The sequence below is a fragment of the Micromonospora sp. WMMD998 genome (genome assembly GCF_029581235.1).
GTDB lineage: Bacteria > Actinomycetota > Actinomycetes > Mycobacteriales > Micromonosporaceae > Micromonospora.
Genome location: NZ_CP120740.1, coordinates 5,849,878 through 5,875,372 on the forward strand (window position 1 = coordinate 5,849,878; position 25,495 = coordinate 5,875,372).

Genomic DNA, 25,495 nt, shown 5'->3' on the forward strand with positions numbered 1-25,495 from the left:
CGGCCGCCGGGCCGGACCTAGGGTTTTGGCCATGGCTTCGCTCCGAACGGCCGTCCGGCCCCGCGTGGTGGTGGCCGCGACCGCGACCGCCACGCTCATCGTCCTCGCCGGGTGTGACACCCTCTCGTTCCGTCGCCTCGACTACGACCAGACCGAGCGCACCAGGATCACCCGGATCAACGTGGCCGGCGACGGCTCGGGCGACGTCGTGGTCCGGGCCAACGGCCCGGCCGACCAGGTACGCGTCAAACGGGTGGTCCGCTACCAGGGCGGCGAGCCGGACAGCAGGTACGAGATCAAGGGCGACGAGTTGGTGCTGCCCACCGACTGCGGCAGCCGGTGCAGCATCTCCTGGGAGGTGACCGCGCCACCCGGTGTGGCGGTTCGCGGCGGCACCGGGTCGGGCAACGTCGAGCTCAGCGAGGTCGGTGCGGTGGACTTCACGCTCAGCTCGGGCGACTTCACGGTCAGCGGGGCGCGCGGCGAGGTCCGCGCGTCGACCACCTCGGGCAACATCCACCTGAGCGAGGCCGCCGGCCCGGTCCGGCTGCGGGCGCGATCCGGTGACATCGAGGCGCGGCGACTCACCTCCGCGGTCGACGCGGAGGCGACCTCCGGCAACCTCACCGTCGAGCTGGACCAGCCGGCCCCGGCCCGGTTGCACGCCACGAGCGGCGACGTCGACCTGGCCGTACCGCAGGGCCGTTACCGGGTGCGGGCCGACGCGAAGTCCGGCGACGTCCGCGTGCAGGTGACGAACGACCCGGCCGCGTCCCTGCTGCTCGACGTCTCGGCGACCAGCGGCAACGTCAGCGTGTCCAGCCGCTGACCCGACCGCCGCCCGGCCGGGCCCGTCCACGCTCAGCGGGTGGCGTGGTCGGGCTGGACGGTGTGGTCGGTGGTCCGCTCGGGGCTACGGCGCGGCGCCGGCACCGGCGTCCCGGCGCCGACGAGCGCGCCCGCCGCGCCGGCCGGGGCCGGGCTGGCCGGGGCGACCGTTACCCGCCCGGACGCGGTGCGTCGCCTGCCGGGCACCAGTTCGGGGGTACGCCGGGCGGCCACGTCCTCGACCCAGCCGACAAGCAACGTCACCACACCGACGAGCGCGAAGACCAGCCCCACGCGCAGCCACAGTCCGACCGGGTCGCGCGGCGACCAGCCCACCAGGCCCACGAGCGGGGTGAGCGCCACCACGAACGGCATGTGCCAGAGATAGATGGTCAGCGCCCGCCGGTTGACCAGGGTCACCGCGCGGCCGAGCACCGGAACGCGGTCGACCCAGGCCACGCCGGTCGGCGCCCGTCCGATCGTCACCAGGATGAACGCCGTCGCCCAGAGCGCGTTGCCCAGCGGGATGTCGTTGATGTCGTAGCCACGCGGGCCGGGATGGGTGGCGATCCAGGCCAGCCCGGCCGCGCCGACGACGGCGGCGAGCGGCAGCAGCACGCGGTTGCGCATCCGTCGCAGCAGACCGTCGTGGTGGGCGAAACCGAGCAGCCAGGCGCCGAAGTAGAGACCGAACTCGCGCAGCACGGCCGGCGGGTTCGGCAGGACGCCGAACTCGATCGCGGCGAGCAGCGCGTACGGGACGGCAAGCGTGGGCAGGGGCGCCCGGCGGAACAGCCAGAGCGCCAGCGGTGAGGCGAGCACGAACCACAGGTAGTCCCGCAGATACCAGATCGGGCTGAGCGCCAGCCCACCCCAGTAGTTGGCCGGCGGGTCGGCGATCGGGAACAGCCAGAGCAGCACCCGCGGGCTGAACGTCAACCCGGTGAACAGCATCGCCGGCACGAAGACCGCGGCGAGCACCCAGAGCGAGGGCAGCAGCCGCCGCAGCCGGCGTACCACCGCGGGTGCCCCGCTGCGGCCCAGCGACGCAGCCATCAGCGACCCGGCGAGCGCGAACATCACCGCCATCGCGGGGAACACCAGCGTGAGCGTGGCGTAGCCGGTGACGTGGTAGGTGACGACGCGCAGGATGGCCAGGAAGCGAAGCAGGTCGAGGTAGCGGTTTCGCATCAGCTCGCAGCAGGGGTCCGGGGGGCGGAGACAACCGTCCCTACCCTGCTCCCGCAGCCTGTGAAACGTGTAAAGACGCCTACGTTACGTGAGATGCCCCATAAGCCTGACCGATCCGGCCCTCAGAAGCCGAGCTTGCGCAACTGCTTCGGATCGCGCTGCCAGTCCTTCGCCACCCGCACGTGCAGATCGAGGTAGACCCGGGTACCCAGCAACTCCTCGATCTGCCGGCGCGCGGTGGTGCCCACGTGCTTGAGCCGGCTGCCACGGTGACCGATCACGATCGCCTTCTGGCTCGACCGCTCCACGTAGAGATCGGCGTAGATCTTCGTGAGGTTGCCCTCCGGGATCATCTCCTCGACCACCACGGCGATGGAGTGCGGCAGTTCGTCCCGCACCCCCTCCAAGGCGGCCTCCCGGACCAACTCGGCGACGAGCACCTGCTCCGGGTCGTCGGTGAGCATGTCGTCCGGGTAGAGCTGCGGCGACTCCGGCAGGTAGCCGGTCATCACGTCGACGAGCGTGTCCACCTGGTGACCGGAGACCGCGCTCACCGGCACCACGGCCGCGAACTCGGCCAGCTCGCTCACCGCGACCAACTGCTCCGCCAGCCGCTTCTTGTCCACCAGGTCGGTCTTGGTGACCACGGCCAGCACGGTGGCCTTCAGGCTGGACAGCTCACCGGTGATGAACCGGTCGCCCCGCCCGACCGGCTCGTTCGCCGGGACGCAGAGCCCGATCACGTCGACCTCGCTCCAGGTCTCCCGCACCAGGTCGTTGAGGCGTTCGCCGAGCAGCGTGCGCGGGCGGTGCAGACCGGGCGTGTCCACGAGCACGAGCTGCGACTCCGGCCGGTGCAGCACCGCCCGGATGATGTGCCGGGTGGTCTGCGGCTTGCTCGACGTGATCGCGATCTTGGTGCCGACGATCGCGTTGGTGAGCGTCGACTTGCCGGCGTTGGGCCGGCCGACGAAACAGGCGAAACCGGCCCGGTAGGGACGTGCCTCGGGCGTGGTCACTCGACCACCGTGCCGAGGACCGTGCCGTCCGGCGCGGCCACGTGGATCGGCGCGTCGGCGGAGAGATCCCGGACCGCGGCGTGCCCGGCGCCGTCGAGCGTCGACGCCTCGGTCACCACCACCGCCGCCTCCAGCCGGCTCGCCCCCGCCGCCACCGCCGAGGCGACCGCCAACTGGAGCGCGGTCACCGTCAGCGACGGCAGCGCCACGCTTGCCGCCGCGTACGTCCGGCCGTCCTGGTCGCGGACGGCCGCGCCCTCCACGGCGGCCACCCGGCTCCGCGCGCCCCGGGCCAGCACGACGAGCTTGCCGTCCTCGGCGCTCAGCTCGGCCGGATCGGCGGGGGTGGGCAGTGCGGCCGGCACGGCGGGTGACTCAGGCATCGGCGGGTTGCCTCTCCTCGGAACGGTTGTGGTTGCCACGGGACTCGGCCGGCTCGCCCCGGCCCGTGCCCTCCGGCGCGGACCCCGGATCGACCCGGCTCACCAGGACGGTGTCGATCCGGTTGCGCCGGCCGGTGGTGCCCTCGGCGATCAGCCGTAGGCCGGACACCTCGGCCTCGGCGCCCGGGATGGGCACCCGGCCGAGCGCCTGCGCGAGCAGCCCGCCGACCGTCTCCACCTCGTCGGTGGGCAGCGCGGTGTCGAACAGCTCGCCCAGATTCTCCACCGGCAGCCGGGCGGTCACCCGCACGGCCCCGTCCGGCAGGTGCTCCACCGGCGGGCGCTCGACATCGTACTCGTCGGTGATCTCGCCGACGATCTCCTCCAGGATGTCCTCGATGGTGACCAACCCACCGGTGCCGCCGTACTCGTCGACCACGATGACCAGGTGGTTACGGGCCGCCTGCATCTCGGAGAGCAGATCGTCCACCGGCTTGGACTCCGGCACGAACGTCGCCTGGCGCATCAGCTCCGCCACCGGCATCTCCCGCGCCTCCCGGTCGCCCTGGGTACGCCGGATCAGGTCCTTGAGGTAGAGCACACCGAGCACGTCGTCGACGTTCTCACCGATCACCGGGATGCGGGAGAAGCCGGACCGCAGGAACAGCGCCAACGCCTGCGCCAGCGTCTTGCGTTCCTCTATCCACACCATCTCGGTGCGCGGCACCATCACCTCACGGGCGATGGTGTCACCGAGCGCGAACACGGAGTGGATCATCTGACGCTCGCCGTGCTCCACCACCCCACGCTGCTCGGCCAGGTCGACCAGCTCGCGCAGCTCCACCTGGGTGGCGAACGGCCCCTCCCGGAACCCCTTGCCCGGGGTGACCGCGTTGCCGATCAGGATCAGCAGCGACGCCAGCGGATTGAGCGCCCGGCCCAGCCACCGCACCAGCGGCGCGACCGCCCGGCCGACCGCGTAGGCGTGCTGCCGGCCCAGCGTGCGCGGGGCCACCCCGACCACCACGAAGCTCACCACCGTCATCGCCCCGGCGGTGACCAGGGCCGCCCGCCAGCCGGCGCCGAACGTGTCGACCGCCACCAGCGCGACGAGCGTGGTCGCGGTCAGTTCGGCCAGCAGGCGGAGCAGGAGCAGCAGGTTGAGGTGACGGACCACGTCACCGGCGACCGCCTGGAGGGCGCGTGCGCCGCGCGCGCCCTCACGGGCCAGCTCGGCGGCGCGCGCCGCGGAGACCGCGGCCAGAGCCGCCTCGGTCATCGCGATCAGGCCGGCGAGCACCACCAGCCCGGCCCCGAAGAACAGGAGCTGAAAATCGGGCAGGCCGGCCGGAGCGCCCGCCGCCGCGAGGGACGTCATCACCGCGACCGGGTCGACCGCCAGCTGGCCAGCAGCCGGGCCTGGAGACCGAACATCTCCCGTTCCTCCTCGGGCTCGGCGTGGTCGTAGCCGAGCAGGTGCAGCACACCGTGCACGGTGAGCAGGTGCAACTCGTCGCCGGACGAGTGCCCGGCGGTGGCCGCCTGCTTGGCCGCCACCTCCGGGCAGAGCACGATGTCGCCGAGCAGGGCCGGCTCGCCGCCGGCCGGGGCGCTCTCCCCCGGCCCGTGGTCGACGCTGCCCTCGTCCATGGGGAAGGCGAGCACGTCGGTCGGGCCGTCACCGCCCATCCAGCGGTGGTTCAGCTCCGACATGTATTCGATGTCGACGAGCAGCACGGACAGCTCGGCGAGGGGGTTGACCCCCATCTCGTCGAGGGCGTGCCGGGCGACGGCGAGCACGGCGTCGGTGTCGACCTCGACACCGGACTCGTTGGCGATCTCGATGGACAACTGTCTTCCTCTGGTGGGTTAGCGGCGCCGGCCGGCCCGGCCGCCCTGGGCGGTGCGCCCCGGCACGGCGTGCACGCTCTGCGCCTGCTGGTTCTCCCGCTCGGCGTCCCAGCGGGCGTACGCGTCGACGATCTCACCCACCAGCTTGTGGCGAACCACGTCCGAGCTGGAGAGCTGGGCGAAGTGCACATCCTCGACGTTGCCCAGGATCTCCCGGACCAGCCGCAGGCCGCTTGTCGTCCCGCCGGGAAGGTCCACCTGGGTGACGTCGCCGGTGACCACGATCTTGGAGTTGAAGCCGAGCCGGGTCAGGAACATCTTCATCTGCTCGGGCGTGGTGTTCTGCGCCTCGTCCAGGATGATGAAAGCGTCATTCAACGAGCGGCCCCTCATATACGCCAGGGGCGCGACCTCGATCGTGCCGGCGGCCATCAGCTTGGGGATGGACTCCGGGTCGAGCATGTCGTGCAGCGCGTCGTAGAGCGGGCGCAGGTAGGGGTCGATCTTCTCGTTCAGCGTGCCGGGCAGGAAGCCCAGCCGCTCGCCCGCCTCGACCGCCGGCCGGGTCAGGATGATCCGGTTGACCTGCTTGGCCTGGAGCGCCTGGACGGCCTTCGCCATGGCCAGGTAGGTCTTGCCGGTGCCGGCCGGGCCGATCCCGAAGACGATGGTGTGCGAGTCGATCGCGTCGACGTACCGCTTCTGCCCGAGGGTCTTGGGGCGGATGGTGCGCCCGCGCCGGGAGAGGATGTTGAGCGTCAGGACCTCGGCGGGTCGCTCGGCGCCGCCCTGCTCGAGCATGCCGACGGTACGCCGGACGGCGTCTGTGGTCAGGGTCTCGCCTTTCTCGATCAGTTCGAGGAGCTCACTGAAGAGACGCTCGGCGAGGGCGTTGTCGGCGGGCGCACCGGTGATGGTGATCTCGTTGCCGCGCACGTGGACGTCGCTGCTGACCGAGCGTTCGACGAGACGCAGGATCTCGTCGCCCGCGCCGAGCAGGTTCACCATGATCTTCTGGTCGGGGACCGTGATCCTGGTCTGCACCCGGGGCGGGCCGGGAGGTGGGGTGCCGGTCATAGGTCGGGCCGTCGGGCCCTGCGCCACCTGCTCTCCGATCTCGGCGCCGGGCCCTGCTGGCGCGGCGTACGGTTGCCCTCCATCGTATCGGGTCGACACCGCACGCACCGTGCCCATTTCCGGTGCCCGGCGGTCAGCCGCCGGCCCGGAAGTCGTACCCGTCGAAGGTCTCCTGCCGGCGGGTGAACCGGTAGGTCGCCCAGTGCATCCGGACCACCACGCCCCGCTCGTCGCGGGTGAGCCGGAGCAGCTCGCCGGCCTCCCGGCCGGCGACCGTGCGGAACACGTCCGGCCGGTCCGGCAGCGGCGCGAACACCGACGGCGGCTTGCCGGCCGGGTCGTCCGCGCCCCGGGCCCGCAACGCCCCGTCGTGCCAGGAGAAGACCGACTCGAACCCCTCGCCCCACCAGCGGCCCAGCATCCCGCGCAGGTGCGCGGGGGCGGGCGGACCGGGACGCCACGGCTCGATCTCCGCCGGGTCGTGCTCGGCGGCGGCGGCGAGCAGCGCGTGGGGCAGGTCGAGCACCTCCACGCCGGTGCCGGACGAGCCGAGCACCGCGCAGCCCATGCCGCCGGCGGTGCCGTCGCCGCCGCGCCGGCCGTAGACGGCGGCCAGGAAGCCGGGCATCGCGCCGTCGTGCCCGACGTGGGTCACCCGGTCCGGGCGTGGCACCACGATCAGCCCGAGGCCGAAGCCGGCCGCCCAGAGCGACTCGTCGGTGGTGGTGTGCGGCCAGCGCATCTCCTCGACGGTGGCCGCGGCGAGCACCGCCCCGTCCGGGTCGAGCGCGGCCGGGTCGGCCAGGAACGCCGCCCAGCGGGCCATGTCCGGCGCGGTGCTCCAGAGCTGGGCGGCCGGCGCCACCGCGCCGAAGTCGGTGGGCGGCTCCGGGTGCGCCTCGTCGGAGTACGCGTCGACCAGGTGGCCGGTGGCCGCCCGGTCCCCCGGCTCGGGCCCGGTCGCGGCCAGCCCGAGCGGGCCGAGCACCCGGTCGGCGAGCACCTCGGCCCAGGTGCCGCCGCGCCGCCGGGCGACCAGCGCGCCGAGCAGCGACAGGCCGAGGTTGGAGTAGTGGAAGCGGCGGCCGGTGGGCAGCACCCGCTCCACCCGCGCCAGGTCGGCGAGCAGCTCGTCGACGCCCGGGACCCGCAGGGTGTCCCACACGTCGCCGTGCGGCTCGCGTTGCAGGCCGGCGGTGTGCGACAGCAGCCGGCGCACGGTCAGCTCGCCGTGCGCGGGCAGGTCGAGGTGTCGCCCGACCGGGTCGTCCAGGTCGAGCAGCCCGTCGTCGCGGCACTGCATGACGAGCACCGCGGTGAAGGTCTTGGTGACCGAGCCGATCCGGAGGACCGTGTCCGGGTCGAGCGGCGTGTCGTTGCCGGTCCCGCCCACCGTGCACGTCCAGAGCGGCCGGTCGGCCCGGTGCAGGGCCGCCGACACCGCCGGGATCCGCCCGGTCGCCTGGGCCTGCCGCACCATCCGGTCGAGCCGGTCGGAGATCGGGGTCACCGGCAGAGCATCGGGCCGAGCGGCGCGCCACCGAGCAGGTGGGCGTGCACGTGGAAGACCTCCTGGCCGCCGTACGGGCCGGTGTTGAACATGAGCCGGAACCCGTCCACCGTCAGGCCCTCCTCCTCGGCCACCACGGCAGCGGTGTTGAGCAGCTCACCGGCGAGCGCGGAGTCGCCCTGCGCCAGCGTGACCACGTCCGCGTAGTGCTCCTTCGGGATCACCAGGACGTGGGTGGGCGCCTTCGGGTCGATGTCGCGGAAGGCGAGGGTGGTGGCGGTCTCGCGGACGATGGTGGCCGGGATCTCCCCGGCGACGATCCGGCAGAACAGGCAGTCCATCGCAGCAGTGTAAGGAAGGGGCCCCGGTTAACGCTTTCTGCATAGGAAGGGGCCCCGCCTAACACCCCGGGCGGGTGCGGCAGGATGGCCGGCATGGCGGGACGGGCGGTGCTGGTGACGGGAGCCTCGCGGGGCATCGGACGCGCGGTGGCCCGGGCGTTCGCGGCCGGCGGGGACCGGGTGGCGATCCACCACCGGGACTCCGCCGGGCTGGCCGAGGCGCTGCGCGACGAGCTGCCGGGTGACGGGCACGTGGTGGTCCGCGCCGACCTGGCCGACCCGGACGCCGTCCGCGCCGTGGTCGACGAGGCGGCCCGACTGCTCGGTGGCCTCGACGTGCTCGTCAACAACGCCGGCGTGTTCGGGCCCGCCGACCCGCCGCACCCGGTCTTCGACAGCAGCTACGAGCAGTGGCGGGCACGCTGGCGCGAGGTGCTCGACACCAACCTGGTGGGCGCCGCGAACGCCGCCTGGTGCGCCGCCCAGCACATGCGGGAGCGGGGTGGACGGATCGTCAACGTCTCCTCCCGGGGCGCGTTCCGGGGCGAGCCGGCCAATCCCGCGTACGGGGCCAGCAAGGCGGGGATGAACGCGATGGCCCAGTCGCTGGCGGTGGCCCTGGCCCCGTACCGCATCGGGGTGGCCTGCGTGGCGCCCGGCTTCGTCGAGACCGACATGACGAACGAGCACCTCAAGAACGAGCGTGGCGAGGCGGTACGGGCGCAGTCGCCGTTCCACCGAGTGGCCCGCCCGGAGGAGATCGCCGCGGCCGTGCACTGGTTGGCCAGCCCCGAGGCGGAGTGGGCGTCCGGCACGATCGTCGACCTGAACGGCGCCTCCTACCTGCGCACCTGACCCCGACCCCACCGCACGCTGACGCACGGAATCAGGGGTTGCCTACCAGCGGCCCAGGCGGGCGGCGAGCACGCTGAGCGCGGCCACCCCGGCGGTGGAGGTGCGCAGCACCGACGGGCCGAGGCGGACGGTACGCGCGCCGGCCTCGGCGAACACGGTCAGCTCGGCCGGGGCGATGCCGCCCTCGGGGCCGACCACGAGCACGATCTCACCCGCCGCCGGCAGCTCGACCGTGGTCAGCCGCTCGTCGGCCTCCTCGTGCAGCACGAAGGCGGCACCGGCGCCGGCGATGCGCCGGGCCACCGTGGCGGTGGACTCGTCCGGGGCGCCGGCCACCACCGGCAGCCACGGGCGGCGGGCCTGCTTGGCGGCCTCCCGGGCGGTGGCCGCCCACTTCTCCCGGGCCCGTACGCCCCGGTCGCCGCGCCACTGGACCACCGAACGGGACGCCGCCCAGGGCACGATCTCGTCCACCCCGACCTCGGTCATCGCCTGCACGGCCAGCTCGCCCCGGTCGCCCTTGGCGATCCCCTGCGCCACGACCACCCGGGGGACGCTCGCGTCGGCGTACCCCCGGGAGGTGACCCGCGCGTCGAGCGTGCCCCGGCCGACGGCGGTGACGAGCGCGGCGGCGGTGCCGCCCCGGCCGTCGGCGAGCAGCAGCTCCTCGCCGACGCGCAGCCGCTGCACGGTGGCCGCGTGGTGGCCCTCCGGGCCGTCCAGCGTCACCGTGTCGCCGGTGGGCAGCGCCTCGACCAGGAACAGCGGCGCCGACACCTCAGGCGTGCCCGTTGAAGGCGTCGCGCATCCGGGAGAAGAAGCCGCCCTGCTTGGTCAGCTCGGCGACCTCCTCGCCGCGGGTCTTGGCGAAGTCGCGCAGCATCCGCTCCTGGTCGGCGTCGAGCTTGGTCGGCGTGCGCACGTCCAGGTGGACGTAGAGGTCGCCCCGGCCGGTGCCCCGCAGGTGCGGCACGCCGCGGGCGCGCAGCCGCAGCGTGCTGCCGGGCTGGGTGCCCGGCTTGACGTCGACGACCTCCTCGCTGTCGAGCGTCTTGATGGTCAGCCGGGTGCCGAGCGCGGCGGCGGTCATCGGCACGGTCACCCGGCAGTGCAGGTCGTCGCCCTTGCGGGAGTAGACGTCGTGGGTCCGCTCGTGGATCTCGACGTAGAGGTCGCCGGCGGTGCCGCCGCCCGGGCCGACCTCGCCCTGCTGGGCCAGCCGGATCCGCATGCCGTCCTCGACCCCGGCGGGGATCTTGACGGTCAGCGAGCGGCGGGTCCGCACCCGGCCGTCACCGGCGCAGGTCGGGCAGGGGTGCGGGATCGTGGTGCCGTAGCCCTGGCAGACGGTGCACGGCCGGGCGGAGACCACCTGGCCGAGGAACGTCCGCTGCACCGACTGCACCTCGCCGCGACCGCCGCACGCCTCGCAGGTGGCGAGGTGGGTGCCGGCGGCGGTGCCGGCGCCGGAGCAGGTGGTGCAGAGCACCGCCGTGTCGACGGTGATGGGCGCCTCGACGCCGAACGCGGTCTCGTTGAGGTCGAGTTCCAGCCGCAGGATCGCGTCGGCGCCAGGCCGGGTACGCGGCCGGGGACCCCGGCTGCCGCCCGCCGCGCCGCCGAAGAACGCGTCCATGATGTCCTGGAAGCCGACGAACGGGCCGGCGCCGCCCGGACCGCCCGGACCGCCGGCGCCACCGCCGCCCGGGGCGAGCGGATCGCCGCCCAGGTCGACGATCTGCCGCTTCCGGTCGTCCGAGAGGACCTCGTACGCGGCGTTGATGTCCTTGAACTTCTCCTGTGCCTCCGGGTCCGGATTGACGTCCGGGTGGTACTGCCGCGCCAGCTTGCGGTAGGCACGCTTGATCTCGTCGTCGGAGGCGTCCCGGCTCACGCCGAGAATGCCGTAGTAGTCCCTGGCCACTGCGTTCGGTGTCCTCATGTTCGTCTCGCGTTCGCCGGTCGTCGGCCGCAGCCGGCCGTCGGCCCTGACTGGTCAGTTCTGGGCCAGCAGTTCGCCCACGTAGCGTGCCACGGCCCTCACCATGGCGATATTGCCGGGGTAGTCCATCCGGGTCGGCCCGAGCACGCCGAGCCCACCGACGATGGTCGCACCCGGGCCGTAGCCGGTGCTGACCACGGAGGCGGCCCGCAGGTTGTCGACCTCGTTCTCGTCGCCGATGAGCACCCGGGTGGTGCTCGGTTCGGTCTCGCCGATCAGCTTGAGCAGCACGACCTCCTCCTCGAGCGCCTCCAGGATGGGGCGCAGCGAGCCCTGGAAGTCGAGCAGGCCACCCCGGGTGAGGTTGGCGGTGCCGGCCAGCGCGATCCGCTCCTCGTGCCGCTCGACGAGCGTCTCCAGCAGCACGGTGGAGAGCGTGGTCATGGCCGGGCGGAGCTGCGGCGGCGACTCCTCGACGAGCGCCTGCACCAGTGGCGGTGTCTCGGCGAGTTGGCTGCCGACGAGCTTCTCGTTGACCAGCCGGCGCAGGTCGGTGACGTCCTCGGCGGGGATCGGGGCGGGCAGCTCGACCAGCCGCTGCTCGACCCGCCCGGTGTCGGCGATCATGACGACCATCAGCCGGGTGGTGGAGATCGGCACCAGCTCCAGGTGGCGCACCTTGGACCGGGCCAGGCTGGGATATTGCACCACGGCGACCTGCCGGGTGAGCTGGGCCAGCAGCCGGACCGTGCGGTGCACCACGTCGTCGAGGTCGACCGCGCCGACCAGGAACCGCTCGATCGCCCGCCGCTCGGCGGGGCTGAGCGGCTTGACCCGGGAGAGCCGGTCGACGAAGAGGCGGTAGCCGCGGTCGGTGGGCACCCGGCCGGCGCTGGTGTGCGGCTGCCGGATGTAGCCCTCCTCCTCCAGCACCGCCATGTCGTTGCGCACGGTCGCCGGCGAGACGCCGAGCTGGTGCCGTTCGACCAGGGCCTTGCTGCCCACCGGCTCCTGCGTGTGGACGTAGTCCTCGACGATGGCGCGCAGCACGGCGAGCTTACGGTCGTCGAGACCCATCTCCCCACCTCCTGACGCACCTCGGCCGGACGACGCGCGGCATCCGCCGGGCGGCTGGCACTCGACTGTAGCGAGTGCCAGTCTACGTCGGCAGTCCCGCCGACGCGATGATCGCCCGACGGACCTCGGGTGCGGCCCGCCGCACAATCCGCCGCAGCGGGTCCGGACGGCACTGGTGTCGCTTGCCTGCGGGACCTACGGTGACGTGCATGACTGAACCTCCTCGCCCGCCCGGAGCGGGGGACCCTGGCCCCCAGCCCGACCCGACCCCGCCGTCGGCGCCCTACGGCTCGTCGCCGGCCGACGAGCCTCCCACCGCACCACTGTCCGGGGCACCCGGCGGGGGCGGCTATCCCCCGCCCGGTGACTATCCGCCCCCGGGCGGCCAACCTCCGGCCGGCGGCTATCCCCCGCCGGGTGGTTATCCCCCGCCGGGCGGCTATCCCCCGCCGGGCGGCGGCGCGCCGGGTTACGGCGCGCCCGGCGCCGGCTATCCCGGCGGCGGCGCGTACGGCCCGCCGGCCGGCTACGCCAACAACGACGACAAGACCTGGGCCCTGGTGGCGCACTTCGGTGGCGCGGCCGGGATGCTGATCGGCGGCGGCGTGCTGGGCTGGGTCGCGCCGCTGGTGGCCCTGCTGGCGCGGGGCAACCAGTCCCCGACCGTCCGGGCGCACGCGATCGCCGCGCTCAACTTCCAGCTCATCTGGTCGGTCATCGCGCTCGTCGGCTGGATCCTCACCTGCATCCTCATCGGCCTGGTGATCGGCTTCGGCGCCATGATCGTCGGCATCATCTTCGGCATCCTGGCCGGGGTGAAGGCCAACGAGGGCCAGCTCTACCGCTATCCGATGTCGGCCAGCCTGATCAAGTGAGCCGCTCCGGCCGGTCCCGCCAGGCGGGGCCGGCCGGGTCCGGTCAGGGCAGCAGGTCGCGGACGACCGCGTCGGCGAGCAGCCGGCCGCGCAGGGTGAGCACGGCCCGGCCCCCGGCGTACGCCCCGGCGTCGAGCAACCCGCCGGCCCGGGCCCGCTCCGCGCCCGCCCGGCCGGTCTCGTCCAGCACGTCCAGCGGCAGTCCGGAGGCGAGCCGCAGCCGCAGCATCACGTCCTCCATGTGCTGCTCGTCGGCGGTGAGCCGCTCCCGGGCCAGCGCCGGCGACACGCCGTCGGCCAGCCGCGCCGCGTACGCGCTCGGGTGTTTGACGTTCCACCAGCGCACCCCGCCGACGTGGCTGTGCGCCCCCGGGCCCAGGCCCCACCAGTCGGCGCCGGTCCAGTAGAGCAGGTTGTGCCGGCACGCCCCGGCCGCCGAGCGGGCCCAGTTGGACACCTCGTACCAGGAGAAACCGGCCGCGTGCAGCGCCGCCTCCGCGGCCAGGTACCGGTCCGCCGCCACGTCGTCGGAGGGGTACGGCAGCTCGCCGCGCCGCATCCGGGCGGCCAGCCGGGTGCCGTCCTCCACGATCAGGGCGTACGCGCTGACGTGGTCCACCCCGGCGTCGACCACCCGCGCCAGTGAGGCGGCGAAGTCCTCCGCCGTCTCCCCCGGCGTGCCGTAGATCAGGTCCAGGTTCACGTGGTCGAACCCGGCGTCGCGCGCCTCCGCCGCGGCGGCGGTGGCCCGGCCCGCGCTGTGCCGCCGGTCGAGCACCGCCAGCACGCCCGGCGCGGCGGACTGCATGCCCAGCGAGATCCGGGTGTAGCCGGCCGCCCGCAGCGCCTTCAGCGACTCCGGGGTGACCGACTCGGGGTTGGCCTCGGTGGTCACCTCGGCGTCGGCGGCCAGCCCCCAGGTGCGGTCGATGCCGTCGAGGATCCGGGCCAGGTCGTCGGCGGGCAGCAGGGTGGGGGTGCCGCCGCCGACGAAGACGGTGTCCACCCGCGGCGGCGGGGAGTCACCCAGCACCCGGGCGGCGAGCGCCAGCTCGGCCAGCGCGCTGTCGGCGTACGTCTCCCGGCTCGCCCCGCCGCCCAGCTCGGCGGCGGTGTACGTGTTGAAGTCGCAGTAACCGCACCGGCTGGCGCAGAACGGGACGTGCACGTACACCCCGAAACCGCGGGCGCCGACGGCGCGGCGGGCGGCGGCGGGCAGCGACCCGTCGCGCGGGACGGGTTCGCCTTCTGGAAGGACGCCGGGCATGGCCACTAGTGTGCCCGGCATGACCTCTCCGGACGCTCTCGTGCGGGTCGCCACGGCCCGTGGGGTGACCACGCTCACCCTGGACAGCCCGCACAACCGCAACGCGCTCTCCACCCCGCTGATGACCGAGCTGCTGGCCGGGCTGGCCGCGGCGGTCGCCGACGACACGGTCCGGGCGGTCGTGCTCGACCACACCGGCCCGGTCTTCTGCTCCGGCGCGGACCTGAAGGAGACCGCCGCGGCGTACGCCAGCGGGACCGTGCCGGCCGGGATGCTCGGCGACGTGCTGGTCGCCGTGCGGGAGTGCCCGAAGCCGGTGCTGGCGAAGGTGGCGGGGGCGGCGCGGGCCGGCGGACTGGGCCTGATCGCCGCCGCCGACCTGGCGGTCTGCGCCGAGGAGGTCACGTTCGCGTTCACCGAGGTGCGGATCGGCGTGATCCCGGCGGTCATCTCGGCGACCGTGCTGCCCCGGCTGAGCCCGCGGGCCGCCGCCGAGCTCTACCTGACCGGCGACACGTTCGACGGCCGGCGGGCCGCCGAGATCGGTCTGGTCACCGCCGCGGTGCCGGCGGACGCGCTGGACGCCGCCGTCGAGCGCTACCGCGCGTCGCTGGTGCGGGGCGCGCCGGGGGCGCTGGCCGGGGCCAAGGAGTTGCTGCGCCGCCCGGCCGCCACCGACCTGCGCGCCGAGATCGCCGAGCTGGCGGCGCTCTCCACCGGATACTTCCTCTCCGCCGAGGGCCGCGAGGGCGTGCAGGCGCTCCGCGAAAAGCGCCCCGCCTCCTGGGTGGTGTAAGGAGGGGCCCCCGCTTAACGTCTCCGGTATAGGCGGGGCCCCCGCTTAACAGCCACGGCGGGCCGGCGGCGATCTCGACGTACGCTGGGCGGGGTCTGGAGGGGCAGGGGGTGCGGGTGCGGACGCGAGCGCCGATCATGGCAGCGGGGGTGGCCGTGTGCGTGCTGGCCCTGCTCGCGGTCTGGTTCGTGAGCAAGCAGTTCGGTCATCACCTGCGACTGCCGACGGCCAGCCGGACCTGCACCGTGCAGGCCGACGGCGAGGTGGTGCTCGGCGCGGACCAGATGGCCAACGCGGCCACCATCGCCGCCATCGGCGTGCAGCGCCGGATGCCCGAGCGGGCGGTCGTGGTGGCGCTCGCCACCGCCTACCAGGAGTCACACCTGCGCAACATCGCCCACGGCGACCGGGACTCGCTCGGCCTGTTCCAGCAGCGCCCGAGCCAGGGCTGGGGCACTCCGGATCAGATCCAGGACCCGCGCTACGCGGCGAAGAAGTTCTACGCCGCGCTGAAGAAGATCAAGGGCTGGGAACGGATGCGGATCACCGAGGCCGCCCAGCGGGTGCAGCGGTCGGCCTACCCCGAGGCGTACCAGAAGTGGGCGGACGAGTCGGAGGTCCTCACCCGCGCGCTGCTCGGCCCGGCGACCGGCGCGGTGGCCTGCACGGTCGGGTCGACGCCGACCATGCGTGGACCGGCCGCGGCCAGCGCGGTGCTGGAGGGCCTGACGCTCGACTGGGGGCTGCCCCGGCTGACCGCCGGGACGGACCTGACCGGGCTCACGGTGCCGGTCAGCGACGCCCGAAACGGCTGGCGGTACGCGCACTGGCTGGTCTCGCACGCCGACGACCGGGGCGTGAAGCGGGTCCGCTTCGCCAACCTGGAGTGGACGGCCGAGCAGGGCACCTGGACCCGGGTGAAGGGCGACCCGGCGACGCAGGTGCTGGCCGAGGTCTTCGCCGAGATCTGACCCGGGCCCGAAATTCTTCTCAGGTCAAGGGCCCCGCTGCCGTCGCCGAGTGCCCCCTCAAGCCGTTGGACCTCCGGAGCCGTTGCTGGGCTGCATGTGCCGAAAAAAACGGCCCCCCGAAGGGAGCCGTTCCTGCCGTATCTCTCGGCGTCGTATGGCACCACCATACACCACACGGAACTCGGAGAGAGGTGAACGTGGCCACCGTCGCCGCCTACATCGACGGCTTCAATCTGTACTACGGGATGAAGAGCAAGTACGGGCGTAAACACATGTGGCTCGATGTCGTATCACTCGTTCGCCAACTCAGACCCAAGGAATGAGCCCGCAGCGGCCCAGAACCAGTCCACCTACCTCGATGCCATGAAGACCCGGAACGGGGCGGTGCTGGACGTGCACCTCGGCCGATTCAAGGAGCGGACCATCCGGGACTGCCGTCGCTGCGGTCAGGGCTACACCTGCGGATGCAACCGGCCCTACAAGAGTTACGAGGAGAAGGGTACCGACGTCGCCCTCGGCGCCAGGATGGTCGCCGATGCTGCTCTCCGGCTCGCCGACACCACGCTGCTGGTCAGCGCCGACACCGATCTCGCCCCCGCCCTCGCCATCGTCAAGCAGGTCAACCCTGTCCAACTGATCTACCTCGCCATGCCGCCAGGTAACACCCGGGCCTCCAACCATCTCACCCGGGTGGGCGGCCTCGGCCAGTTCTTCATCAACGAGCGGGCCTTACGCAACGCCCAGCTACCCGGCATCGTGGCTGATCCGGTAACCGGCAGAAGCTACACCCGGCCCGCCAAGTGGGCCTGACACGAGCGCGCGCACCGCTCAGGATTCCGTGGCGACGCCGAGGCGGCGGCGGGCCTTCTCCCGCAGCGACCCGGGCAGTTCCGGCACGTCGAGCAGCCGGGGCAGCAGCGCCGGCTCCAGCGTGACGGCCCGGAACACCTCGCCGATGGTCACCCCGTGGGCCGGCCGGTCGACCACCTCGACCGGGTCGCCGGCGCCGACGTCGCCGGGACGCAGCACCCGCAGGTAGGCCCCGGGCGCACCGTACGCGGTGAACCGCTTGATCAGATCGGGTACGCCCCAGAAGCCGGCGAAGGTGCGGCACGGGGTGCGTGGCTTGGTCACCTGGAGCAGGGTGGAGCCGATCGCCCAGCACTCGCCGATCACCGCGCCGGTCACGTCCACCGCCGAGGTGGTGAGGTTCTCGCCGAAGACGCCGGGCCGCATCGGCCGGTCCAGGGAGCCGGCCCACCAGGCGGCGTCCTCCTCCGCGTACGAGTAGACCGCCTGGTCGGGGCCACCATGGTGGGCCCGCTCACCGATGAAGTCGCCGACCACCCCGCCGGGCCGGATCTCCACCCGGCCGTCGGCCGGCCGTTTGTCGATGCCGCTGCGACCGCTCGCGTCACCGGCCCACGCCGCCTCGGTGATCTCGCCGAGGTTCACCGCCACCACCCTGCCTGTCATGGCGACCACCCTAGGTGCACTCAGCCCTTCACCGCGCCGGCGACCAGCCCGGAGACCATCCGGCGCTGGACCAGCAGGAAGAAGACGATGACCGGCAGGGTGAACAGGGTGGACGCGGCCATCACCGAGCCCCAGGCGGTGTCGTCCCGGCCGAAGAAGAACGTCATCGCCACCGGCAGCGTGTACTTCTGCTGGTCGTTGATGAAGGTCAACGCGAAGATCAACTCGTTCCAGGCGGTGATGAAGGAGAAGATGCTCGTCGCCACCAGGCCGGGCGCGACGAGCGGGAGCAGCACCTTGCGGAAGGTCTGCGCCCGGCTGGCGCCGTCGATCGCCGCCGCCTCCTCCAACTCCTTCGGCACCGCCGCGACGAAGCCGCGCAGCATCCAGACCGCGAACGGCAGCGAGAAGCCGAGGTACGTGAGGATCAGGCTGGGCAGCGTGTTGTAGAGGCCGAGCCGCTGGATCATCAGGAACAGCGGGATGACCAGCGCCTCCAGCGGGATCATCTGCACCACCAGCAGCAGGATCAGGAAGCTGGTGCGCAGTGTGAACCGGAACCGGGCGACCGCGGTGGCGGCGAGCAGGGCGACCAGCCCGCTCAGCAGCACGGTGGCCACCGCGACGAGAACGCTGTTGAGGAAGAAGTCGAGGAACGTCACGCCGGGGATCAGGTTGCCGGTGAGGATCTCCCGGTAGTGCTCCAGGGTGGGCTTCGCCGGCACCGGGCGCGGCGTGGCGGAGAAGATCTCCCGGTTGGGCTTGAGCGAGGTCGCGATCATCCAGTAGACGGGGAACGCGGCGAACAGCGCGACCAGCAGGCCGGCCCCGTTGAGCGCGAGCTTCTTCACGACTCGTCCTCCTGCCGGAGCACCATGCGGACGTACAGGGCGGTCACCACGAGCAGGATCACGGTGAGGATGACGGCGATCGCGGAGCCGAGGCCGTACTTGGGCGGCGGCGAGAACGCCTCCGCGTACGAGTAGATCGACAGCATGAACGTCGACCGGTCCTGGGTGCCGCCGGCCAGCACGAACTGCTGGGTGAAGACCTTGAAGTCCCAGATCGTGGAGAGCACCACGAGGATGCCGAAGACCGGCCGCAGGATCGGGAAGGTGACGGACCAGAAGACCCGCCACGGCCCGGCGCCGTCGACGCGGGCCGCCTCCTGCAACTCGCCCGGCACGCTCTTGAGCCCGGCCAGCACGCTCACCGCGATGAACGGGAACGAGTGCCAGACCACCACGAGCGTCAGGATGCCGAAGAAGAGCAGCGGGTCGTTGAACCAGCCGTACCCGGTCCAGTCGCTGCGCCCGAACACCGCCGTGGAGAGCCCGTCCGGGAGCTTGTTGAACAGCCAGGTGACCAGGCCGCTCGTATCGTCGAAGATCCATTTCCAGACGATGGTGCCGGTCAGCGCCGGGGTGGCCCAGGCGAGCATCACGCAGCTCGCCACGAACGTGGCCATCTTCCGGCCCAACCGGTTGAGCAGCAGCCCGACAAGCGTGCCGAGGACCATGGTGAGCGCCACGTTGGCGACCGCGAAGAGCACGGTGTTGCGCAGCACCGTACGGAAGAACGGGTCGCCGAGGATCTGCGCGTAGTTGGCCAGGCCGACCCACGGCCACTCGCGGTCCCCGCGAAGCTGGCGGACGTTGTCCAGTTTGAAGAAGGACATCGTCACGACCTGGCCGAGCGGCCAGAGCAGGAGCACGGCGATGATCGCCAGGCAGGGCAGGAGCAGCAGGTACGGGAGGCGGTCCACCTTTCGGCGGGGCCGCCGCGCGGGGGTCTCCCGCGCGGCGGCGTCGCCGGTGGCCTCGGTCAGCGTGGTCACTTGGCGTTGAGGATGCTTTCCATCTCGGTGGCCGCGTCGGCGGTTGCCTGCTCGACCGTCTTCTGGCCCTTCATGACCGAGCTGTTCATCGCCTGGGTCACCGTCTTGGTCCGGCTGACCTCGACCCACTTGGGGGTGAGCGGGGTCAGCTTGGTGTTCTGCATGGCGGTGGCGAACGCGGCCATGACCTTGTCGTCGGCGTAGCTGCCGCCGCTGAGCAGGTCCTGGTAGACCGGGAAGAAGCCCAGGCTGTCGGCGAACTCCTTGTCCTTCTGCTTGGACAGCAGGACGGTCATGTAGTCCCAGGCCAGGGACTGCCGCTCGCTGTCCTTCCAGATGGCGATGTCGGAGCCGCCGGCGAACGCCGGGGCGGCGCTGCCGTCCGGGCCGGGGATCGGGAAGGTGCCCCAGACCTTCTCGATGTCCGGGTTTGCCTCCTTCATCGCGCCGCCCTGCCAGCTACCGGCGAAGGCCATGGCGGCCTTGCCGGTGGCGAACTGGGTACGGGCGTCGACCTCGTTCCAGCCGGCGGCGGCCGGCGGGGCGACCTTGTGCACGGTCACCAGGTCGGTCCAGAACTTGACCGCCCGCTGCGCCTCCGGCGTGTTGTAGCCGGACTTCCAGGTGTCGCCGTCCTTGGTGGCGATCTCACCGCCGGCGCCCCAGAGGAAGGAGTAGAACGGCAGCTCGGAGTTGCCGGGCAGGGCGATGCCGTAGGTGCCGGGCTTCTTGGCCTGGACGGCCTTCGCGGCGGCGACCATCTCGTCCCAGTTCGTCGGCGGCTTCACGCCGGCCTCGGCGAACCAGTCGGTGCGGTAGTAGACGGCGCGCACGCCGGCATACCACGGCACCCCGTACTGCTTGCCGTCGAGCTGGGCGTTCTTGACCAGGTCGGGCAGGATGTCCTTGCCCTCGGACCAGCCGTCGAGCTTGTCGGTGACGTCGGCCAGGGCCTCCTGCGCCGCCCAGCCCTGGGTCTCGGTGTTGCCCAGTTCGGTGACGTCGGGGCCCTCTCCGCCGGCGAGCGCCGCCTGGAACTTCTTCGGCGCCTCGAGCCAGGGAATGTACTGCACCACGACGTCGGTCTCGGGGTGCTTCTTCTTGAACTCCGTCTCGACCGTGTCGAGGAACGCGGTCTGGGCGTCGCCGCCCTCGCCCATCATCCAGACCGTCAGCTTGCTGGTGTCGCCGGCCTCGTCGTCGTCGCCGGAGCCACCGCATCCGGTGAGCGCCAGCGCGGCCGACGCCACGATGGCGGTGACCGGGGCCAGCCGCTTCCACCTGTTCACGCCATATCTCCCTCAGGGCCGTTTGGCACTAACCTTCTGCGCCGCACCTTAGTAGGAAAATTTCCTTTACAACAGGGGGCGGTCGCGGCGGCCGGCCGAGGCGACGGTATCGCAGCCGGGAGCCCGGCCGGCAGAGGCACCGTCCGGGCAGGTCAAAGCGGGGGTACGCGGACGGGCGCCCGGCCAGTGGCCGGGCGCCCGTCGAGGCTGTGGTGCGGGGGTCAGTAGCGCGAGACGCCGCGGCGACGGCCCACACCGGCCACCAGGGCCACCCCGATGGCGGCGAACAGCACCTGCAGCATCAGCTCACGCCAGTCGATGCCGGCGGTCTCGGCGAAGCCGGAGGCCCGGGCGACGACCGTGCCCAGCAGCGCGGCGCCGACGCCGATCAGCATGTGCAGCCACATCGGCATGTTCTGCCGGCCCGGCACGACCAGCCGGCCCAGCGCGCCGACGATCAGACCAACGACCAGCGCGGTGATGATTCCCCAGACGGTGAACTCCATGGTCGCCCTCCTCCTTCGGATGGGTCACACGATTTCGTGTGGTAACTGTCGTGACCGCTAAATTCCCGACCGGCCAAAAATCCAAACCGCCTCCGATGACGATTTGTTCAGACCGGCAGCGACCTGGCGTTTCTCGTCCAAACTCCCGTGCGGGGCAGCAATGCCCGGTAGCACCGGCGGACCCACGGGCTTCAATGCGGAAACGCCGACGGGCGCCCGGCCGAGTGGCCGGGCGCCCGTCGAGGCGCGTGTGGTGCGCGGTCAGTGGTGGGTGACGCCGCGGCGACGGCCCACACCGGCCACCAGGGCCACCCCGATGGCGGCGAACAGCACCTGCAGCATCAGCTCACGCCAGTCGATGCCGGCGGTGTCGGCGAAGCCGGAGGCGCGGGCGACGATCGTGCCCAGCAGCGCGGCGCCGACGCCGATCAGCATGTGCAGCCAGATCGGCATGTTCTGCCGGCCCGGCACGACCAGCCGGCCCAGCGCGCCGACGATCAGACCGACGATCAGAGCGGTGATGATGCCCCAGACGGTGAACTCCACGGTCGTCCTCCTATAAGCGGTTTCGCACGTTCTGTGCGGTTGCTGTCGTGACCGGTAAGTTCCCGACCGGCCGAAAACCGAAACCGGTCGGATCCACGCCGGGGCGCCCCGGCCCGCCTCGACGGCACGAATCCGCAGGTGAGGGCGCTGCCAGAAGCTGAAAAATTCCTGGGTACGCGAACCGGCCGGCCCCTCCGACGAGGAGGGACCGGCCGGTCGGGGAGGCCGTGCGGCTACTTCTTGCCCGTGGACTTGCCGTCGGAGTCGGAGGAGAGCGCGGCGATGAACGCCTCCTGGGGGACCTCCACCCGGCCCACCATCTTCATCCGCTTCTTGCCCTCCTTCTGCTTCTCCAGCAGCTTGCGCTTCCGGCTGATGTCACCGCCGTAGCACTTGGCGAGCACGTCCTTGCGGATCGCGCGGATCGTCTCCCGGGCGATCACCCGGGAGCCGATGGCCGCCTGGATCGGCACCTCGAACTGCTGGCGCGGGATCAGCGAGCGCAGCTTCGCCGCGATCGTCGTGCCGTACGTGTAGGCCTTGTCCTTGTGCACGATGGCGCTGAACGCGTCGACCGGCTCGCCGTGCAGCAGGATGTCGACCTTCACCAGGTCGGACGCCTGCTCGCCGGAGGGCTCGTAGTCGAGCGAGGCGTACCCCTTGGTGCGGCTCTTGAGCTGGTCGAAGAAGTCGAAGATGATCTCGGCAAGCGGCAGCGTGTAGCGCAACTCCACCCGGTCGGCGGAGAGGTAGTCCATGCCCAGCAGGCTGCCCCGCCGGCCCTGGCACAGCTCCATCACCGCGCCGACGTAGTCGTTCGGGGTGAGCACCGTGGCCCGCACCGTCGGCTCGTACACCTCGGCGATCTTGCCGGACGGGTACTCGCTCGGGTTGGTGACCACGATCTCCTCGCCGTCCTCCGTGATGGCGCGGTAGACCACGTTCGGCGCGGTGGAGATCAGGTCGAGGTTGAACTCCCGCTCCAGCCGCTCCCGGATGATCTCCAGGTGCAGCAGGCCGAGGAAGCCGCAGCGGAAACCGAACCCCAACGCGCCGGAGGTCTCCGGCTCGTAGGTGAGCGCCGCGTCGTTGAGCTTGAGCTTGTCCAGCGCCTCGCGCAAGTTCGGGTAGTCCGAGCCGTCGATCGGATAGAGACCCGAGTAGACCATCGGCTTCGGGTCCTTGTAGCCGCCGAGCGCCTCCTTGGCCTGGTTGCCGTTGATGGTGACCGTGTCGCCGACCCGGGACTGGCGCACGTCCTTCACGCCGGTGATCAGGTAGCCCACCTCGCCGACGCCGAGCGCGTCGGCCTTCACCATCTCCGGCGAGATGACGCCGATCTCCAGCAGCTCGTGGACCGCCCCGGTGGACATCATCTTGATCCGGTCCCGGGCCGAGATCCGGCCGTCGATCACCCGCACGTAGGTGACCACGCCCCGGTAGACGTCGTACACCGAGTCGAAGATCATCGCGCGGGCCGGGTCGTCGGCCGCGCCCACCGGCGGCACGAACTGCCGGACGATCTCGTCGAGCAGGTAGGGCACGCCCTCGCCGGTCTTGCCCGAGACCCGGATGCAGTCCGCCGGGTCGCCGCCGATCAGGTGCGCCAGCTCCTCGGCGTACTTCTCCGGCTGGGCGGCCGGCAGGTCGATCTTGTTGAGCACCGGGATGATGTGCAGGTCGTTCTCGAGCGCCAGGTAGAGGTTCGCGAGCGTCTGCGCCTCGATGCCCTGCGCGGCGTCCACGAGCAGGATCGCGCCCTCGCAGGCGGCGAGCGAGCGGGACACCTCGTAGGTGAAGTCGACGTGACCCGGGGTGTCGATCATGTTGAGCACGGCCGTCTCGCCGGCCCGGTCACCCTCCCGGATCGTCCACGGCATCCGGACGGCCTGGCTCTTGATGGTGATGCCGCGCTCACGTTCGATGTCCATCCGGTCCAGATACTGCGCGCGCATCTGCCGGGGGTCGACCACGCCGGTGAGCTGCAACATCCGGTCGGCCAGGGTCGACTTCCCGTGGTCGATGTGGGCGATGATGCAGAAGTTCCGGATGCGCGCCGGGTCGGTGGCACCAGGAGCGTTCGCGCCGGGATCGAGCGTCGGTGGCACAGCGGTCCGTTCTGGTCGGCTGACGTGAGCGGGCCGGCGCGACGCCGGCCCCCTCTATGCTCCCACGCCGGCCGGGGCGCGCCCGGGCTCCCCCGTCACTCCCTCCGCGTCGCCGCCGCCGGTGTCACTCCTCGGGCGGCTCGACGAAGAGCGCGGCCAGCTTCGGCAGGCGCCGCCGCGCCTCGTCCTCGTCGTCGAAGTCCCAGAAGTCGTTCAGGTCGGGCTCGGGGGCCCGCTCACGGCCCGCCGGCAGCTCGGTCGCGGTCGCCTTCCGGTACGCGTCCCACGGCGCCGCCAGCATGTCCTCGCACTCGAACTCCTCGCCGCTGAGCGCGGCGGCCCGGACCCGGGGCAGCTCGGCGAGGGAGTCGGGATCGGCCACCGCCCGGGCGAACACCGCCCGGCCCTGCGTCATCAGCCAGCCCCGGAAGTATTCGAAGCCGTCGTCCGAGGCGCCCCCGTTGATCAGGTACGCCGCGCCCCACAGGTCGACCCGGTAGGAGGCGGCGATCACCCGCCGCTGGTGCTCGGCGTACCCGACGATCTCCTCGGGGTCGCGCTCGGCCAGCAGCGCGACCGTCCGGGCGGCGACTGCGTCGGCCTCTTCCCCGGCGCCGGCCCGGGCCTGGTCGATCAACTGCCAGAAGTCCTCGGTCCTCATGGCCCGCAGTCTCGCAGAGCCCACCGACGCCCGCCCGCACCCACCGACGCGGCGGCGGTGCGGCAGCATGGTGTCGTGCGTCAGGTCTCGCTACCGCCCGTGCCGTACGGCTCGACGGCCGTGCGGCCCGGCTGGGCCGACCTGCCGGACGGGCTGCGCGCGGCGGTGGCGGCACGGCTCGGCGGCCCACCGGCGACGGTCGAGGTGGCCGGCGGCGGCTTCACCCGCGGCTTCACCGCCGTGCTGACCGGCCCGGGCGGCGAGCGGGTGTTCGTCAAGGCGGCCCCGCTGGACGGGCAGCGGCACCTGGTCGACTGGTACGCCCACGAGGCCGCGATCCTGGCCCGGCTCCCCGCCGGCCTGCCGGTGCCCCGGCCGCGCTGGGCGCTCACCGAAGCCGGCTGGTACGCGCTCGCCCTCGACGCCATCGACGGGCACACCCCCCGGCTGCCCTGGGACCCGGCCGAGCTGGAGGCGTCCCTCACCACGTACGCCGAGGTGGCCGCCGCGCTCGCCGAACCGCCCGCGCAGCTCGTCGCGCTCGGCCTGCCCCGCCTCGCCGACCTGGCCCGGGACGACATCCTGTGGTGGGGCGAGGTGGCCGCCGGCCGCGAGCCGCTGCCCGAGGCGGCGGCCGGGGCGCCGCTGCCGGAGCTGGTCGCGTTGGAGTCCCGCCTCCCCGGGTACGCCGAGGCCGGCACCGGGCTGGCCCACGGCGACCTGCGGGTGGACAATCTCCTGCTCGACGCCGGAGGCCGCGCCTGGCTCTGCGACTGGACCTGGCTCTGCCACGGACCGGCCTGGTTCGACCTGGCCGGCCTGCTGCTCACCGGGTACGCGAGCGGCCTCGACGCGGACACCGCCTTCGCCCGCCACCCGGCGACCGCCGGGGCGCCCGCCGACGCGCTCGACGTGAGCCTCGCCGCACTCGCCGGCTATTTCCTCACCGCTGCCGCCTCGGGACCGTCCAACTCCTCCCCGCACCTGCGGTCCCACCAGCGATGGAGCGGCGAGCAGGCGCTGGCCTGGCTGACCACCCGCCAGGGCTGGCGCTGACGCGCTGCTCCTCCCGCTCCTGCTTGTTAGGAG

General features: G+C 72.4%; 28 protein-coding genes. 8 read left to right on the forward strand and 20 right to left on the reverse strand.

The features are described from left to right. Positions 1-31 precede the first annotated feature (31 nt). Positions 32-829 (forward strand): DUF4097 family beta strand repeat-containing protein, encoded by a 798-nt coding sequence (locus O7619_RS26360; protein ID WP_282284051.1) that lies wholly within the window; start codon positions 32-34, stop codon positions 827-829. A 32-nt stretch (positions 830-861) separates the two neighbouring features. Here O7619_RS26360 and O7619_RS26365 read toward each other — a convergent pair whose 3' ends face one another. From O7619_RS26365 to O7619_RS26400, 8 genes are all read right to left on the reverse strand, one after another. Next, entirely contained in the window at positions 862-2,019 is a 1,158-nt protein-coding gene (locus tag O7619_RS26365) for an acyltransferase (protein WP_282284052.1), read from the reverse strand. A gap of 122 nt (positions 2,020-2,141) precedes the next feature. After that, positions 2,142-3,038, reverse strand: a complete 897-nt coding sequence (gene era, locus O7619_RS26370; protein WP_282284053.1) for a GTPase Era — start codon at positions 3,036-3,038, stop codon at positions 2,142-2,144. Then, positions 3,035-3,421, reverse strand: coding sequence for a cytidine deaminase (locus O7619_RS26375; protein WP_282284054.1), 387 nt, complete (start codon positions 3,419-3,421; stop codon positions 3,035-3,037). The genes era and O7619_RS26375 overlap by 4 nt, the downstream gene beginning before the upstream one ends. Continuing rightward, the gene (locus O7619_RS26380; protein ID WP_282288954.1) at positions 3,414-4,823 is read right to left on the reverse strand and encodes a hemolysin family protein; all 1,410 of its coding nucleotides are present in this window, start codon (positions 4,821-4,823) and stop codon (positions 3,414-3,416) included. The genes O7619_RS26375 and O7619_RS26380 overlap by 8 nt, the downstream gene beginning before the upstream one ends. Next, a complete protein-coding gene (gene ybeY, locus O7619_RS26385) occupies positions 4,799-5,272 on the reverse strand; it encodes an rRNA maturation RNase YbeY (RefSeq protein WP_281587133.1) in 474 nt (157 codons plus the stop codon). The genes O7619_RS26380 and ybeY overlap by 25 nt, the downstream gene beginning before the upstream one ends. An 18-nt stretch (positions 5,273-5,290) precedes the next feature. Then, on the reverse strand, positions 5,291-6,349 hold the full coding sequence (locus tag O7619_RS26390) for a PhoH family protein (protein ID WP_282284056.1): 1,059 nt from the start codon (positions 6,347-6,349) through the stop codon (positions 5,291-5,293). Between the two features lie 133 nt (positions 6,350-6,482). Then, a complete protein-coding gene (locus O7619_RS26395) occupies positions 6,483-7,859 on the reverse strand; it encodes a serine hydrolase domain-containing protein (RefSeq protein ID WP_282284058.1) in 1,377 nt (458 codons plus the stop codon). Continuing rightward, positions 7,856-8,200: a histidine triad nucleotide-binding protein gene (locus tag O7619_RS26400; RefSeq protein ID WP_281587130.1), complete on the reverse strand. Its 345-nt coding sequence runs from the start codon at positions 8,198-8,200 to the stop codon at positions 7,856-7,858. The genes O7619_RS26395 and O7619_RS26400 overlap by 4 nt, the downstream gene beginning before the upstream one ends. A 93-nt stretch (positions 8,201-8,293) precedes the next feature. Between O7619_RS26400 and O7619_RS26405 the strand changes: the two genes are divergently transcribed. Beyond that, positions 8,294-9,055 carry an SDR family oxidoreductase gene (locus O7619_RS26405; RefSeq protein WP_282284059.1) on the forward strand — a complete coding sequence of 254 codons (762 nt, stop codon included), beginning with the start codon at positions 8,294-8,296 and terminating at the stop codon, positions 9,053-9,055. A gap of 42 nt (positions 9,056-9,097) precedes the next feature. Here the strand turns inward: O7619_RS26405 and O7619_RS26410 are convergent, their stop codons facing one another. The 3 genes from O7619_RS26410 to hrcA form a co-directional block, all read right to left on the reverse strand. Further along, positions 9,098-9,832: a 16S rRNA (uracil(1498)-N(3))-methyltransferase gene (locus O7619_RS26410; RefSeq protein WP_282284061.1), complete on the reverse strand. Its 735-nt coding sequence runs from the start codon at positions 9,830-9,832 to the stop codon at positions 9,098-9,100. Position 9,833: 1 nt separating this feature from the next. Beyond that, the gene (dnaJ, locus tag O7619_RS26415; RefSeq protein ID WP_282288955.1) at positions 9,834-10,979 is read right to left on the reverse strand and encodes a molecular chaperone DnaJ; all 1,146 of its coding nucleotides are present in this window, start codon (positions 10,977-10,979) and stop codon (positions 9,834-9,836) included. Positions 10,980-11,051: 72 nt separating this feature from the next. Next, positions 11,052-12,074 carry a heat-inducible transcriptional repressor HrcA gene (gene hrcA, locus O7619_RS26420; RefSeq protein ID WP_282284063.1) on the reverse strand — a complete coding sequence of 341 codons (1,023 nt, stop codon included), beginning with the start codon at positions 12,072-12,074 and terminating at the stop codon, positions 11,052-11,054. 209 nt (positions 12,075-12,283) lie between these two features. Here hrcA and O7619_RS26425 point away from each other — a divergent pair, with 209 nt between their 5' ends. Further along, on the forward strand, positions 12,284-12,949 hold the full coding sequence (locus tag O7619_RS26425) for a DUF4870 domain-containing protein (RefSeq protein ID WP_282284064.1): 666 nt from the start codon (positions 12,284-12,286) through the stop codon (positions 12,947-12,949). Positions 12,950-12,992: 43 nt separating this feature from the next. Here the strand turns inward: O7619_RS26425 and hemW are convergent, their stop codons facing one another. After that, positions 12,993-14,216: a radical SAM family heme chaperone HemW gene (hemW, locus tag O7619_RS26430; protein ID WP_282284066.1), complete on the reverse strand. Its 1,224-nt coding sequence runs from the start codon at positions 14,214-14,216 to the stop codon at positions 12,993-12,995. Positions 14,217-14,235: 19 nt separating this feature from the next. On the opposite strand from hemW, the gene O7619_RS26435 reads away from it, so the two are divergent. From O7619_RS26435 to O7619_RS26450, 4 genes are all read left to right on the forward strand, one after another. Next, positions 14,236-15,012 (forward strand): enoyl-CoA hydratase-related protein, encoded by a 777-nt coding sequence (locus O7619_RS26435; protein ID WP_282284067.1) that lies wholly within the window; start codon positions 14,236-14,238, stop codon positions 15,010-15,012. 110 nt (positions 15,013-15,122) lie between these two features. Beyond that, complete coding sequence (locus O7619_RS26440) at positions 15,123-15,983, forward strand: hypothetical protein (RefSeq protein ID WP_282284068.1); 861 nt, start codon at positions 15,123-15,125, stop codon at positions 15,981-15,983. A gap of 197 nt (positions 15,984-16,180) precedes the next feature. Continuing rightward, on the forward strand, positions 16,181-16,306 hold the full coding sequence (locus tag O7619_RS26445) for a hypothetical protein (RefSeq protein ID WP_282284069.1): 126 nt from the start codon (positions 16,181-16,183) through the stop codon (positions 16,304-16,306). A 40-nt stretch (positions 16,307-16,346) separates the two neighbouring features. Continuing rightward, positions 16,347-16,793: a hypothetical protein gene (locus O7619_RS26450; RefSeq protein WP_282284070.1), complete on the forward strand. Its 447-nt coding sequence runs from the start codon at positions 16,347-16,349 to the stop codon at positions 16,791-16,793. Between the two features lie 18 nt (positions 16,794-16,811). Here the strand turns inward: O7619_RS26450 and O7619_RS26455 are convergent, their stop codons facing one another. The 8 genes from O7619_RS26455 to O7619_RS26490 form a co-directional block, all read right to left on the reverse strand. Continuing rightward, positions 16,812-17,459 (reverse strand): MOSC domain-containing protein, encoded by a 648-nt coding sequence (locus tag O7619_RS26455; RefSeq protein WP_282284071.1) that lies wholly within the window; start codon positions 17,457-17,459, stop codon positions 16,812-16,814. 20 nt (positions 17,460-17,479) lie between these two features. Beyond that, the gene (locus O7619_RS26460; RefSeq protein ID WP_282284072.1) at positions 17,480-18,310 is read right to left on the reverse strand and encodes a carbohydrate ABC transporter permease; all 831 of its coding nucleotides are present in this window, start codon (positions 18,308-18,310) and stop codon (positions 17,480-17,482) included. Next, the gene (locus tag O7619_RS26465; protein ID WP_282284073.1) at positions 18,307-19,296 is read right to left on the reverse strand and encodes a sugar ABC transporter permease; all 990 of its coding nucleotides are present in this window, start codon (positions 19,294-19,296) and stop codon (positions 18,307-18,309) included. The genes O7619_RS26460 and O7619_RS26465 overlap by 4 nt, the downstream gene beginning before the upstream one ends. Beyond that, complete coding sequence (locus O7619_RS26470; RefSeq protein WP_282284074.1) at positions 19,293-20,585, reverse strand: sugar ABC transporter substrate-binding protein; 1,293 nt, start codon at positions 20,583-20,585, stop codon at positions 19,293-19,295. Before O7619_RS26470 ends, O7619_RS26465 begins: the two co-directional genes overlap by 4 nt. 221 nt (positions 20,586-20,806) lie before the next feature. Next, positions 20,807-21,091 carry a GlsB/YeaQ/YmgE family stress response membrane protein gene (locus tag O7619_RS26475; RefSeq protein ID WP_282284075.1) on the reverse strand — a complete coding sequence of 95 codons (285 nt, stop codon included), beginning with the start codon at positions 21,089-21,091 and terminating at the stop codon, positions 20,807-20,809. A gap of 261 nt (positions 21,092-21,352) precedes the next feature. After that, positions 21,353-21,637, reverse strand: coding sequence for a GlsB/YeaQ/YmgE family stress response membrane protein (locus O7619_RS26480; RefSeq protein ID WP_282284076.1), 285 nt, complete (start codon positions 21,635-21,637; stop codon positions 21,353-21,355). A 233-nt stretch (positions 21,638-21,870) separates the two neighbouring features. After that, a complete protein-coding gene (gene lepA, locus O7619_RS26485) occupies positions 21,871-23,745 on the reverse strand; it encodes a translation elongation factor 4 (RefSeq protein ID WP_282284077.1) in 1,875 nt (624 codons plus the stop codon). 124 nt (positions 23,746-23,869) lie between these two features. Then, positions 23,870-24,406 carry a DUF4240 domain-containing protein gene (locus O7619_RS26490; RefSeq protein ID WP_282284078.1) on the reverse strand — a complete coding sequence of 179 codons (537 nt, stop codon included), beginning with the start codon at positions 24,404-24,406 and terminating at the stop codon, positions 23,870-23,872. Positions 24,407-24,481: 75 nt separating this feature from the next. Here O7619_RS26490 and O7619_RS26495 point away from each other — a divergent pair, with 75 nt between their 5' ends. Continuing rightward, positions 24,482-25,462 (forward strand): phosphotransferase, encoded by a 981-nt coding sequence (locus tag O7619_RS26495; protein ID WP_282284079.1) that lies wholly within the window; start codon positions 24,482-24,484, stop codon positions 25,460-25,462. The last annotated feature ends 33 nt before the right edge of the window (positions 25,463-25,495 follow it).